At 54.8% G+C, this 13,280-nt stretch carries 9 protein-coding genes; 1 reads left to right on the top strand and 8 read right to left on the bottom strand.

The window, feature by feature from the left end; all coding sequences use genetic code 11:
- Nucleotides 1–2 precede the first annotated feature (2 nt).
- The 8 genes from SH528x_RS16390 to SH528x_RS16355 form a co-directional block, all read right to left on the bottom strand.
- Nucleotides 3–1,364, bottom strand: coding sequence for an arylsulfatase (locus tag SH528x_RS16390; protein ID WP_442511597.1), 1,362 nt, complete (start codon nt 1,362–1,364; stop codon nt 3–5).
- A gap of 147 nt (nt 1,365–1,511) precedes the next feature.
- A complete protein-coding gene (locus tag SH528x_RS16385; protein ID WP_442511596.1) occupies nt 1,512–2,948 on the bottom strand; it encodes a sulfatase in 1,437 nt (478 codons plus the stop codon).
- Nucleotides 2,949–3,235: 287 nt separating this feature from the next.
- Nucleotides 3,236–4,714 (bottom strand): sulfatase family protein, encoded by a 1,479-nt coding sequence (locus SH528x_RS16380; protein WP_442511595.1) that lies wholly within the window; start codon nt 4,712–4,714, stop codon nt 3,236–3,238.
- Nucleotides 4,715–5,017: 303 nt separating this feature from the next.
- On the bottom strand, nt 5,018–6,388 hold the full coding sequence (locus SH528x_RS16375) for a DUF1552 domain-containing protein (RefSeq protein WP_442511594.1): 1,371 nt from the start codon (nt 6,386–6,388) through the stop codon (nt 5,018–5,020).
- Nucleotides 6,385–6,840 carry a four helix bundle protein gene (locus tag SH528x_RS16370; RefSeq protein WP_442511593.1) on the bottom strand — a complete coding sequence of 152 codons (456 nt, stop codon included), beginning with the start codon at nt 6,838–6,840 and terminating at the stop codon, nt 6,385–6,387. The genes SH528x_RS16375 and SH528x_RS16370 overlap by 4 nt, the downstream gene beginning before the upstream one ends.
- 50 nt (nt 6,841–6,890) lie before the next feature.
- A complete protein-coding gene (locus tag SH528x_RS16365; RefSeq protein WP_442511592.1) occupies nt 6,891–9,596 on the bottom strand; it encodes a DUF1592 domain-containing protein in 2,706 nt (901 codons plus the stop codon).
- A 5-nt stretch (nt 9,597–9,601) separates the two neighbouring features.
- Nucleotides 9,602–10,993, bottom strand: coding sequence for an iron dicitrate transport regulator FecR (locus SH528x_RS16360; protein ID WP_442511591.1), 1,392 nt, complete (start codon nt 10,991–10,993; stop codon nt 9,602–9,604).
- Nucleotides 10,994–10,995: 2 nt separating this feature from the next.
- Nucleotides 10,996–11,553 (bottom strand): sigma-70 family RNA polymerase sigma factor, encoded by a 558-nt coding sequence (locus tag SH528x_RS16355; RefSeq protein WP_442511590.1) that lies wholly within the window; start codon nt 11,551–11,553, stop codon nt 10,996–10,998.
- 181 nt (nt 11,554–11,734) lie between these two features.
- Here SH528x_RS16355 and SH528x_RS16350 point away from each other — a divergent pair, with 181 nt between their 5' ends.
- Nucleotides 11,735–13,033 (top strand): DUF1552 domain-containing protein, encoded by a 1,299-nt coding sequence (locus SH528x_RS16350; protein ID WP_442511589.1) that lies wholly within the window; start codon nt 11,735–11,737, stop codon nt 13,031–13,033.
- Nucleotides 13,034–13,280: the final 247 nt, after the last annotated feature.

Raw genomic sequence — 13,280 nt, 5'->3', positions numbered from 1 at the left:
AACTATTTATTCGACTTTTTCTTTTTGGACTGAACTTGCTCTGCGAGCGGCCAGAACGGAGACGGCACATGCGAACTTGCCATGACGTCTTCGATCTTGGTCACGATCTCTGGATGATCCGCAGCGACGTCGTTCGTCTCGCCGGGGTCGTCCTGCAAATCGAACAACATCAGTGATCCTTTGGTACCGCGCCGCAGGCCCTTCCATTTCCCCATCCGCACCGCCTGTTGTGAACCGCCTGGGAATGCCCAGTAAAGTGCACCGCGATCCGCTTGCGATTTCCCCGTCAACGTGGGCACGACTGAGATGCCGTCCAAGTTTTGTGGTGTCGAGGTGCCGGCCAAATCACAAAGCGTGGGAAAGACATCACGCATGCCCCAGACAAAATCGCTGGTCACTCCGGCGTGTGTGTGGCCCGGCCAACGCACGGCCATCGCGGCGCGGATGCCGCCTTCGTAAAGCGTTCGTTTGATGCCTTGGAAGGGAGCGTTGGAACCAAGTGACTTTACAAATGGTGTGTTGGGACCATTGTCCGACGTGTAGAAAACGATCGTATCCTCGTCGAGATTCAGCTCTTTAAGCAAATCAAGAATCACCCCCACGCTCGTGTCCGCTCGCGTCACCATCGCGGCGTAGTTGCGGACGTCTTGCGACCAAGGTTTGTCCTTATAGATTTGATAGGCTGGATCGTCATGAGGAATCACGTACTTTCCATGCGGCAAACAATATGGCAAGTACAGAAAGAACGGTTTGTTTTTGTGCTCGCGAATAAACCGTGTGGTGTCCTGTTCAAACAGATAGTGCGAGTAACGTTTGTTGGTTTCCATCCGCTCGCCATCGTTCCACAACCAATCGGTGTAGTGATCGTGGGCGTGGACTTGGTCGAGATAACCGAAGAAGTGGTCGAACCCTTGTTTGTCGGGAGTCCCGGCAGAACCGGGGTTCCCGAGTCCCCACTTGCCGATGCCGCCGGTGACATAGCCTGCTTTTTGAAGCGTCTCTGCGACAGTGACATCCCCGTCCTTCAAAAAGACCAACCCATTTTCGTCGCTTTGATCGCGATCCGCTGCGGCCTTGTTATCGCGTCGCCGGCAATGCCCGGTGTGAAGTCCCGTCATCAAGACACACCGCGTCGGCGCACAAACCGCCGAACCCGAGTAGTGATCCGTAAATCGCATTCCTTCGGCGCACATGCGATCAAAGTTCGGTGTCTGAATATCGGTTGAACCCATTGCACCGAAATCCGCGTAACCTGCGTCATCGAGCATCACGTAAATGATGTTCGGTTTACGATCGGCAGCATAGGAAGTGACGGCGAAGGTCAATGCGAGAGCGAAAAAATGGAAAATACGGGAAAGATTCATTGGGTCCGCCTTGGTTGGCAATGTACGAGGAATAAAAGCTCGGCGAGCGAGACAATGGACGGCGTGAAGTGGTTGATTCGGTGGTTGTGATTGACGAGAAGTGGCCGAGCAGACGAGATCAGGGAAATGGATCCGTAACAACATCAACTACGAAGATTGGGGGCGTTTTGACTTTGGTTGACGCCCCACTTCTTGCTGGCGAGTGGGATCAAAATTGGGATTTACCGAGGGCATTTGGGCGTTCACGGACTCTCGCCACTTGTAAAGTTTATCCTTTAGCTCCGCCGTCTTCGCAGGCGACTTTTCAGATAAGTCAGTTTGCTCGCCAATGTCGCGAGACAGATCATACAGCTCGACACGCTTGTCTTCTTGGAACTCTATCAAGCGATAATCGCCCGAGCGGATGGCACTGCAGGGCGAATCACCGCCGGCGTGGTAATGGGGGTAATGCCAGAACAAGTCACGATCAAAACGGTGATGTGGATCGCGTAGCAGCGGGACTAAGCTGAGTCCATCGCCCGGTTGTGTTTGACTTGCTGCGATCCCAGCGAGTTGCTGGAGTGTGGGAAACAGATCCATCGTGATGATCGGTTCATCACAAACCGATCCGGCCGGCGTTACCCCAGGCCAATAGGCGATCGCTGGAACGCGGACGCCACCTTCGTAGGCAGACCCCTTGCCACGTCGCAGCGGCAAATTCTCGGTAAAACCATCGTGTTTTCCGTTACGCTGCGTCAAGCCACCGTTATCGCTAATAAATAAGATCACTGTGTTGTTGGCCAGGTTGTTCTTTTCGAGTTGCGCGACGATACGGCCAACGCTTTGGTCCAAACTGGCGACCATGGCGGCGTAGGTTGGATTTTTGTGAATCGCGTTCGGATCGACCTTAGACGTAAAGTAATCAACTAGGTCGCTGCGGCCTTGGATCGGCGTGTGAGGCACGTGGTAGGCGAAATACAAGAAGAAGGGATCCGCTTTGGATTGATCGATAAATTCACAGGCTTTGTCGGTCAACAAGTCGGTCAGATAACTCGATTTTGATTCGCCCTCGGACGGCGTCTTCAACAGGTATCCCTTCGCCCCAGGCGGACGCTCGTAGGAAACATCAAACCCCTGGTCGGTTGGCTTGGTACCGCTGGCTTGTTTACCGGCGCCGCTCAGGTGCCATTTTCCGATATGCCCAGTGCGGTAACCTTCGCCCTTTAGCAGCTCGGCAATCGTCGTCTCATCGCCATCAAGACGTTTGGTCCAATCAGGGATTTGCAGTTTAGCGTAGGGACGGTTTTGGCCGGCGATAAAGTCGGTCAAATGGAGTCTGGCGGGATACTTGCCTGTCATGATCGACGCGCGGGTCGGCGAACAGACCGTGCAAGCCGCATAGGCGTTTGTGAATTTCACACCACGACGCGCCAACGCATCTAAGTGCGGCGTTTCATAGAGGTCGCTGCCAAAGCATCCCAGCCCGGTCCAGCCAAGATCGTCTGCCAATAGAAAAACGATGTTGGGTCGTTCGTTGGCCACCGCCGGGGTTGCGATAAGCGAGGCAAGCAGCAAGCCGACGAAGGTCACAAGCGGTTTAAACATACATTCGCCTCGTTGATTGATAAGATTTTTTTGCAAGATGGAGCCGCTGGCAGCGCGAGTCCAATTGAGTCATTAGGCAGTCATGATTGTAACGCGATGCGCAAATTTTGAAGTCGCAAGTTTTTCACAACCCGGAGCGCAAGCAAGGGAAAATGGATCTTGATGCGGTCCCTCGCTCACGCGTCGGGTTGTGATTTGCCGGGCCGGATGCGAGCGACTGAGTCCCGTGCGTTACCCGGTGCCTCACGGCCCACGGCTCACTGATACACTGCCAATGCACCGAAGTTTTAGTTGGCTGTGAGTTCGCGTAGCTGTGGTTCGATCTTGTTGTGGAGAAAACTTGCGTCTTGTTTTGAAACATACTCTTGCAAAGCAGTCGCCAATTTGCGAACGACATCCTTGTTTCCAGGCTCGTCAATCGAGTTTCGAAGCTCATCGGGGTCTTGTTGTAGATCAAACAGCCAAGGTCGTTCGGATATTGAAAGCACCAATTTGAAACGGTCGTTGATCACGGCAAACCACGCGGGCTTCAGCCCAGACGACTGCAGGATGGCAACGTCATCTAAGTTCGATGCTGCCTTTCCCGTTAACAATGCCGACGCATCGCGGCCTTCGGCAGCATCCGGCAATTGCTTTCCAAGTAGTGCCAACAACGTGGGGGCAAAGTCAACGGTACCAAGTGCCTGGTCCACGCGAGTGCCCGCGGGGATGATCCCAGGAGCAGCGATCAGCATGGGAATTTTCGCACTTCCTTCGTAGGGGTTGCCTTTGTTCAAACGGCCATGCTCGAAACACAAGTCACCGTGATCCGACGTGAATACGACGATTGTGTTTTCGGTTAACTGCAACTCGTCGAGCGTTTTTAAGATCTTGCCGACGTTGTCGTCGATGCAACGCACCATGCCGAAATAGAGTTGCATTAACGATGGGTTGAACTTCAATGCAGCACTTTTTCCGGTCGCGGCAGCCCAGGCGGGATTATCGCGGCTCATCGAAAACGACAATGGCGGCCGAATTGCCATGTCGGCAAACATCGTGTCATACGGTTCACGGACGGTGTTTGGACCGTGGGGGTCAGGAATACTCAGGTGGTAACAGAAAGGTTCATCGGCGTGTTCGCGAATGAAATCGATTGCTCGATCGGCCAACCAATCAGTCGCAAAGGTTTGTTCGTCCGCGTCGCCGACATTGTAACTGGGAGCTCCTTTTTTATCTCGCGCACCGACCTGCGGCCCCGCATCGGTCAGTTCCAAATTCTTCCAATGCCCGCGGTTGAACATAAATCGGTTATCCGCAAATCCGAACTGGCGTTTCGGTGCCCATTGCGGTTTACCGGGCCCGTCGAGATGCCATTTGCCCGCATAGCCAGTGGCATAACCGTCACGCCGGAGCACTTCGGCAAAGGTGACGATGTCGCTGCGATAAGGTTGATCGTTGGTATGGGCTCCCGTCTTGTGCGGATAGCGTCCCGAGAAAAATGCAGCTCGCGATGGCGTGCACACCGGACTGGTGGCATAAAACGAAGTGCAAATCGCTCCTCGCTTGGCAATCGAATCAATCGCAGGCGTTTCGACCACCGCATCTTCACCCCACACAAACGCTTGAGCCGTTGGCAGCGTGTCTCGATAGGCGCCAAGCGTGCGAAAGTTGTGCTCGTCGGTCTGGATGATTAATACATTGTGAGGCGAGTTCGCCATTGAAACGTTGCAAAGGATCACAGTGCAAACGAGCACCGCAAAGACGATGGAGCCGCGTGAAGTTCTCATGGTGATTGCACCGTGGAGGCGAGAAAAGGAGGAGGAATTCGATGGGGTGATTGTAGTTGGTTGTCGAGGCGAGTGCGGAAATGTTGGATTGGAGTCCCCGCCGACACTTTTGGCGGCTTGTTGATTTAGTGAGCCGTGACGCGTGAGCGGCCGGGTCCCACGCATTACCCGGTGCCTTACGGCCCACGGCTCACCACCGAAATTGGATTTGGGAGGGCTGATGACAGGCTGGAAGCCTATCCCACACAGGGACGACGAAACTCTTGGCGAGTTTCGCTACGGGCCCGTATCCCACATGGGAGGTTAGGCGGTGAATAACTCGTCGATTAGGCCAGTGGAATCGCCGAACGCGGCGGCGTTGATGCCGGCGCCGCGTAGCGTACTGAGCCAAAGGTTGCAGAGCGGCGTCTTGGGATCGCTCATGACTAGGTGACGACCTTGTTTGAAGCCTGCACCACCGCCAGCAACCAACGTTGGGCAATTTTTCAGCGTGTGTACCGAACTGAGATTGGTCCCCATCGTCAACGCGACATTGTCAAACAGACTCGAACCATCCGATTCCTTCGACGCTTTGAGTTTGTCAATAAAATCGGCGAGCAGTTTGGCGTGTGCTTTGTCTCGCGATTCCGAAACGGTACGTCGTTCGCCTTCGGAATAATGGCTCATGCTATGAGCACTCATCGTCGCCCCGAGACTGGCGATCATCGAATCGACAGGCATCCGATAAGTAAACACTCGAGTCGCATCGACCTGCATCGCTGCAACCATGATGTCGTACATCATGCGGATTTCCTCAACGCCTTCGAGCGATTCGTTGGGTTCCGTCACCTTGTCTGTGGGCGATTTCTTTTCGACGCCTAACCAAGCTTCCTCTTTGGCCAGTCGCACTTCGATTTCGCGAACCGACTGCAAGTACTCGTCCAGCTTCTGTGAGTCGGTTCGGTTGATTTTCCGACCGACCGACTTGGCATCCGCAAGCACGGTGTCAAGCACGCTGCGTTGCTCATTGAGCCGCTGCTGCCGCTCGGCCAGCGGCGTCGTGTCGTTCGAGAACAGGCGATGGAACGCGGCGACGGGCGTATCGAGTCCAGCGACGGGCTTTCCCGAGCGGTTCCAGGCCAACGAGGAACCGGGACCATGACCATCGTTCGCGGCTCCTTTGGCGGCGAGTTGAATCGAGGTAAATCGCGTCTTTTCGCCAAGCACCTCTGCGGCGACTTGATCCACCGAGATCGTATTGTGAAAACTTTGCCCAGGTACAGCGTAACGGTTTGCACCGGTCAGCCAAAATGTGCTGCCAGAGTGCCCGTCCGCCGAATATTGATGCATCAAGTTCTGGATGATCGTGATGTCTTTTTGATGTTTGGCGAGCGGCTTCAGAACCGTCGGCAACTCGTATTTTTCACCGACAGTTTTCACATCGGGATACCATCGGTCGGCGGTCACGCCGAAGCCCATGCCGAGAAAAATCATCCGCCTCGGGGGCGAGGTCGCCGAGGGCGTTGCCGCTGAGGCATAACGGCGGAAGCCGAACGATTCAAGAAACGGCAGTGTGATCAGTGCACTCGCACTACGTAGCACACCGCGTCGCGAAAGCCGAGACGGAGTGACAGAGGGCTGGGGAGTGAGAGAGAGAGTTTCGGAGTTCTTCTTATTGTTGGTTCGCGATTTCATTGTTCGTTTTCCGTGTTTGGCGATTCGTGTGATTCGATGGTTTTGGTTCTTCGTTTTTCATCTGGTCTAAGACGCCAACTGTCTGGCTTCCTGATCATGTTCACTAACATTCCGATGATCTTGTCGTATTCACAATAAAGTTCACGTGCGACGTCAGCGTCGAGGTATTTGCACTCCACCGCGAATTGCAACCATGTCTGCGTTTCCGCCGCTTCCGCTTCGGAGTCAGACAATTTTGAAACAAACGCCGCCGGGTACCGACGCTTCCGCCAAGCTTCCGCAATGTTGGCGGAGACAGATCGTGAAGAGCGTCGACACTGGTCCGTCAGCGAATACCGCTCTTCCAAGGGGAATTTTCTACTTAGTTCAAAAAGACGCATTGCTGTCGCAAAACTGAGTTTGTAGACATCGAGGTCCGTATGTTTGCGAATCGTTTTCTTTCGTTCGTCCATCGCCAAATCTCCTCTGTCCCTCTGTCTCTCCGTCACATCGCCTCACGGCATCACTTGGTTTTGAATTGTTTTGATTGGACCAACGCGTGGACAAAAACACTTAACTCATAGTCTTTGTCTTTTGCGTGAGCAATGATTTGGTCCGCGAGGTCCTGGTCGGTGAACCCATAGGGGCGTCCGAGTCCGTATTCGATCAGCGCTTCGGTCAATCCCATTGCGAAGTCGTCCTCGTGCTTGGCGATCGCTTCTCGTAATCCCAGATAATCCGCGAACTTCTCACCGCTGGGTAAACGTCCGCTGCCGTCGATCTCGAACTCAACGGCTCGCTTGTTCCTGCGTTCTCCGACCATCACGGTTTCCACATCACGCCACATCCCGGACGCGTCGAAATTTTCCAGGGCGAAACCAATCGGATCGATCTTCTGGTGACATTGTGCACATTGAGGTTCTTCTTGATGTGCCTTAGTCAACTCGCGAGCCGACAACACTTCACCGGCAAGCCGACTGAGTTGCGGTACGTTCGGTGGTGCGGGTGGCGGCGGATCGTTTAGCAGATGACGAAGCACCCAAGCACCTCGTTCGACGGGCGATGAACGCAGCCCGTCGGAGCCCATCGCAGCCAAGGCCGCTGTACCGAGCAACCCGCCGCGGAGCGAATCCGCGGGCAGTTTAACGTTGCGAAATTCGTGGCCACCAACATCAGGCAAGCCGTAGTAATCGGCCATCACATCGTTGACAACGACAAAATCGGATTTCAACAGCGTCCCGAGAGGTAACTTTTCCTCGAGCATGTGGTGCACCGTGGCAAAGATCTCTTCACGCGCGTTTGCACGGACCGCGTTGTCGAACGTGGGAAACTGGACTCCGTCAAACTGGAACATGTCCAATCGTTCCATCTGCAACCACTGATGCACAAAGCCACGGACAAAACGATCCGCGCGCGGGTCACCCAGTAGTCGGGCGGTCTGGGCAAACAGGACGCGAGGCTGCGAGAGTTGACCGCTGCGGGCCACCGACATCAGTTCCTCATCGGGCGACTCGCTCCACAAAAAATAAGACAGACGAACGGCAAGTTCCGCTGCGGTCAGGTCGGGTGATCCCTCATTGCCGGTCGACTCAACCATATAGAGGAAACTGGGAGAAGACAAAATGATCGCAAGCGGACCAGTCAGTGCTTCACTTTGTTTCATCCCTTTGGCCACGTTGGCCTCGTATTGTTGAATCAGTCGATCCAAATAGTCGTCGCTTGGCATTTCGCCACGAAACGCACGCACGGCGAAATCGCGGAGCACCTGTTTGGCATAGCGATCGTCGCTCCAGTCGCTCGGTTTTGCCGGCAATATTCGGTCTCGTGCTGCACTGGATGCCGAGGCGTTCTGCTCCGGCTCAGGCCCCACCAATTCCGCCCAATCGATCCAAATGCCCGGTGGCGTACCGATCCCGTTCTGTTTTTGATCGATGGTCCAAAGATTCTTGTCCCCGCGATCTTGATGGCTACGTTGATGCACCCAAATCTGTAATTTCTCGCCAGGATGATGCTCGATCGGAAATGTGATGATTTCAGGGTCGTCAAGCGTCCCGGTGACTTTTCGCCACCCCAAATGTTTGCGACCGCTGCCGAAACCAGACGTAAACTCGATGTAGTGGTAACGCACATCGGCATCAGGGTAGGACGCGGCGCGAAGGCGGATCGTATAGTTCCCCGCATTGCCAGGGCCCAATGCAGGAAACTTAATTTTGGTGTAGCCCCCATCTTTGATCGTCATGATCAACGTCGCGCCGGTTTTCGTTTCCGGACGTGCCAGATATTTCACTAACTGTGGTGCCCAACCCTTGCTGTTCTCGAGACTTTTCTTTGCCCCGTACTCATCAAGGAACCCAAATTCGGAGGCCGGCTTTTCTGATTGTGCTTTCCAGGCGTTTGCGCGATTGATGTTGTCCTGCAGCGCCGCGAGTGCCTTTTCGTAATGGGGCGTGTATTCCTCTTCGGGCTCGATGCGAACCGTCCGCGTTTTTGCTGCGTGTGGTGTTGCCAAGGCCAGCTTCAGTGTTTCCTTGGCTGTGGCGAGATAGTTTTCCAGTTGATCGCTGGAGAAAAATAGTGACGCTCCGATGGTGTCAAACCCGGCGGTCGCTTGATCATCAGGAAGACTCGAAACATCCGGACGCACCCCGAGCAGTGCTTCGATTGTGTTTTGGTACTCGCGACGATTCAGCCGCCGCATGGTGATCTCGCCGCCGGTATCGCTAAGCACCTTGCGAGCGGCCACCATCCGCGTGGACAAATCTTCGAGGAAGGCCGTCTTGTCATTGTCCGAAATCGGCTCGCTATCCTCAGGCGGCATTTCGCCCGAGTTGATTGCGTTGAGAATTTTCTGCCAGCGTTCGGCGGTTTCGATGTCTCTGGCGATGTCGAATGAGATGTTTTCGAGATTGACGCCCCCTTCTTCGGAAGTGGAGTCGTGACAATCGAAGCAGTATTGTTCAAACACGGCGGCATGCTTGGCGGGCATCGCGGCGGGCATCGCGGCGGGCGGGGCCGTCGGTTCGTCGGCCGAACTTACCGGTCCGTTTGCACAAGCGAACGATATCGCCAACAAAGTGCAGGCAATGATGCCCGTTGAATGGTTTCGCTTAGCGGCAAGACGCAAGCTCTTAGGTATTTTGCGTTGGTCACTAGCCGCCGACCGTACGGCGTGCGCCGTACCGCTAAGAGAGCGTGAGCAATCGAACGGATCAAAATGAAATAACAACATACGAATTAATTCTTCTTCTGAGGTGAAAACTCAAGGATCGGTCCCGATGCTTCGGGATGCGAATCACTGGCGAACGCGTGAACCAAGCCAGGTCCTTCGCCATCAATTTGGCCGGTCTCGCGATCAATGATCAGGGTTACCGAACCGTCGGAGTGAGCTTTTAGGAATTCCAAAAGCGTTTCATTTTCGATGCCAAAACTGCCGCGTTGCACACTTCGCGGTATCTCGAACGTCCCCAGAAGCACGCCGTCCTCGGGGCCCGGGGCATCTTCCCAAAGACTTTCGATTACCCAATCGCTTTTCGCTTTGTTGGTCAATCCATAGACGGCAAATCGGTTGATCATTGGCAGTCGACTGGCAAACCCAATCCCACTGGGCACGAGATTCAGTCGCAAGCGAGCGGATTTCACGGCATCAAAATCGATTTTGCTGACGTCGAACGAACACATCGAGCGTTGATCCCAGGGACCAGCGGCTCCTCGCTTTACCATCAGCAAATCAGGATGGTGACGTTTTTTGCGTTTGTTGTTACGAATCACTGAGGTGGCCCGACCTTCGGTTCCAACACGCAGCACGCGAGGCGATTCTTCGATGGTTCGCTCGACAAGCTGACCGTCAAAGCTCGTCAGTTTATGGTCCGAGATCGAAGCGGACTGCCGATCCGTCAACCGCACGTTTTCGCCGGTCGATGCAAGGTGCACCGAAATCTCGCCATTGATGACTTCAAAGTCCGATGGTTTTCCTTCACCTGCGACTTTGACGGCGAACTCGGTTCCATGATCGACGACGTATCCATCGGGCGTTTCCAAGACGAAGCCGATCGCAGGCTTGGGCACGCTGACCACCGCTGCGCCGTCGAGCAGTCGGCCTCGCATCGGCGAGATCAAAACCAAATTCGCCGGCGCCTCGATCATCACCTCGGCACCCGAACGAAACTGGACCGTCGCGATTCCGGCGACCAACTTCATCAATCCGGGCGTCAAATCAGATCCGGGAGTGGTCGGCAGTGAACTTTCCCAGGCCGCGTTTTCGGTTGACAGCAGCGTGGCGACCGCAGCGGTTTCGCCGGACTGCGGCGCAAGCAACGCGGGGGCAACGAAGATGATCGCAAGGATCGATGCAGCGATGGCCAAAAGGATCAGGGGCAAAACATTCTTTCCCGCAGGCGCCTTTCCCGCGATCTCGGTGGGTGTCACTGCCGATCCACGTGTCGGATCGACCGCGTCATCGACGGCCTTTTCAAACGCGACTTCACGAAGGCCCGTATCCATCGCGGCAGCAATCACAAACTCGCGGCGCAAATCGGGATCCGCTTCCAACAAACGATTTAGTTCGGCGGCCTCGGTTTCGCTGACTTCGCCGATCAGGTAACGATGAATTAATGCTTTGGGATCCATAATCAGGACATCTCCGGCTCAAGTTGTCCACGGATACACGACGCCAACTTTTGACGCAGCCTTCCTAGTAATTTGTAAAGTGCGTTGACCGACTTGCTGCCTTGTTCGGCGATCTGTTTCACTCGCCCGTCCCCCGCGTAGGGAGCCAACAACAATTCGCGATGCGGCGGCGTGAATTGAGTCAAACATTGTGTCAACGCGGTCCGGATCGCGACAAATTCTTCGGCATCCATCGCCTCGGCCTCGTCCGCGATCAATTCGAGAACCTGTTGGCTGAGCACGTGGCGATCCCGACGTAATTTGTCCACTGCCGAAAGACACTTGAACCGCACGATCACCTTGGCCCAGGGAAGGAACCCAGCCTCGTCATGCAGTTGCCCCAATTTTTCCCACATCGTCACGCTGGCCTCTTGCAGGGTATCATCAACGAGGTGCCAATCGGGCAAAATCGAACGAGCAAACGCACGCAACGCCGGTTCATGCTTGATAAACAGCCGCATAAACTCGCCTTCGGGCAGTTTTTCGAGGGTGGAGGGATCGTGCGTGTTTGCGTCTTCCATAATTCCCTATTCGTCTCCGGGAGCCGACCTGCCGCCTATCTGACAAGAAATCTCGAAAGATATGGGCTTCGTCGCGATCCAAATTGATTTTACTGCGGTTCAAAAAGCATATAAATTGACTAATCGCTCGCCCCGCCGTGCTGCCGTCCCTCCCTCTGAATCCAGCCCAAGTGAGTCTCTCATGAGCAACCTCCATCGCCGCCAGCTTTTGCGTGCAGCGGGCGTTTCCGTTTGCCTACCGTTTTTCGCGTCACCGCGGGTCACCGGTAATGAGGTGCCCGAGCAAGCTTCGGGTCGCAAACAACGGATGGTTTGCATCGGCAACATGCTCGGCTTCCACCCTGAAGCATACTGGCCCGCGGCCGCCAATGCCAAATCCCGCGAAGGGCTGACCGTCCAGCGTGACTTTTCGCTCGGTCGGTCCACGGCACCGCTGCAGGCAATTTCGGATCAGATGACGATGATTGCTGGCTTGGACCACGATACCGCCGGTGGCCACTTTTCCATCCATTCGTTCTTGTCGGGCGTCCGTCAAATTGATGCCAAGACGATGCCGGACGCCAACGTCACGATTGATCAATACGCTGCCGAGACGATTGCCGGCCAAACACGTTTTTCCTCGTTGACCGTCGGCAGCGAAAGTGGCATCCATGGCGGATGCCAATTGTCGTGGACTCGCACCGGCACCCGAGTTCCCCCGATCACGGGTCCCGAACAGTTGTTTCAAATTCTGTTTGTGGGCAACAGTGAAAAGGACAAAGTTGCCGCCGCGGATCGCTTTAAACTACAAGGCTCGATCTTGGATCTCGTTCGCAACGATGCCAATCGGTTCGGGCGGACATTGAATCAACAAGACCGTGACAAGCTGGACGAGTACCTAACGTCGGTCCGTGAAGTCGAGAAACGCATCGGACTGCGACGCAATTGGATCGATGTGCCTAAACCCGAGGCTCCGTTTGATCGCCCCAAGAACCGCAACATGGTCGAAGATCTTCCGCTGCTGTATGACTTGATCGCGTTAGCGCTGCAAACCGATTCGACGCGAATCGCGACGTTGGAAATTGGCGGTGATTTCAACCCACGCGATCTTGGTGTGGATGGCGATTATCACGCATTGTCGCATCACGGCCATCTGACCGACCGGATCGAGGCGTTGATCACATTAGAAACGTATCAAATTGAACAGTTCGTCCGCTTTGTCGAAAAGTTGTCGGCGACGAAAGAGGGCGAGCATAACCTGCTCGAGCAAACCTCGGTTCTGTTTGGTAGCGGGATGGGGAACGCCAATTCGCACAACAACACGAACTTGCCGGTGATCCTGGCGGGAGGCGGTTTCGAGCATGGCCGGATGCTGGCGTTCGACAAGGACTCGTCACATCGCCCCCCGCTGACCAATCTGTTCGTTTCGATGCTGCAAAAGTTTGGCGTCGAGACAGACCGCTTTGCCACCAGCACTGGAACGCTGCGAGGTTTAGCATAATGCGAAGGCGCTGTTTAATTTCGAATCGACGCATCGGCAAAATACATACTGTCGTAGTGGACGAGGCAACGAGTCCTGCGGCACGGGACTCGTTGCCTCGTCCACTACCGACTGCGCCACTTAGCATCGTCGGAACAATAAGTGACGGGTTTTCCCTTAGCGGAAGTCGTCAAGACTTTCGTTTTCCAGGCTGGCCGAAACTCTTGACGAGTTCCGCTACTTCAGTAATTACTTCGACGCCACTTAA

It is taken from the genome of Novipirellula methanifontis, assembly GCF_052161655.1.
Taxonomy (GTDB): Bacteria; Planctomycetota; Planctomycetia; order Pirellulales; family Pirellulaceae; genus Novipirellula.
Note: the sequence above shows the minus strand (reverse complement) of the source record. Positions and strands in the feature narration are given on the sequence as shown.

Excerpts from the sequence above, each read along its gene's own strand:
- SH528x_RS16390 (WP_442511597.1), bottom strand. The coding sequence starts at position 1,364 with ATGAATCTTTCCCGTATTTTCCATTTTTTCGCTCTCGCATTGACCTTC.
- SH528x_RS16385 (WP_442511596.1), bottom strand. The coding sequence starts at position 2,948 with ATGTTTAAACCGCTTGTGACCTTCGTCGGCTTGCTGCTTGCCTCGCTT.
- SH528x_RS16380 (WP_442511595.1), bottom strand. The coding sequence starts at position 4,714 with ATGAGAACTTCACGCGGCTCCATCGTCTTTGCGGTGCTCGTTTGCACT.
- SH528x_RS16375 (WP_442511594.1), bottom strand. The coding sequence starts at position 6,388 with ATGAAATCGCGAACCAACAATAAGAAGAACTCCGAAACTCTCTCTCTC.
- SH528x_RS16370 (WP_442511593.1), bottom strand. The coding sequence starts at position 6,840 with ATGGACGAACGAAAGAAAACGATTCGCAAACATACGGACCTCGATGTC.
- SH528x_RS16365 (WP_442511592.1), bottom strand. The coding sequence starts at position 9,596 with ATGTTGTTATTTCATTTTGATCCGTTCGATTGCTCACGCTCTCTTAGC.
- SH528x_RS16360 (WP_442511591.1), bottom strand. The coding sequence starts at position 10,993 with ATGGATCCCAAAGCATTAATTCATCGTTACCTGATCGGCGAAGTCAGC.
- SH528x_RS16355 (WP_442511590.1), bottom strand. The coding sequence starts at position 11,553 with ATGGAAGACGCAAACACGCACGATCCCTCCACCCTCGAAAAACTGCCC.
- SH528x_RS16350 (WP_442511589.1), top strand. The coding sequence starts at position 11,735 with ATGAGCAACCTCCATCGCCGCCAGCTTTTGCGTGCAGCGGGCGTTTCC.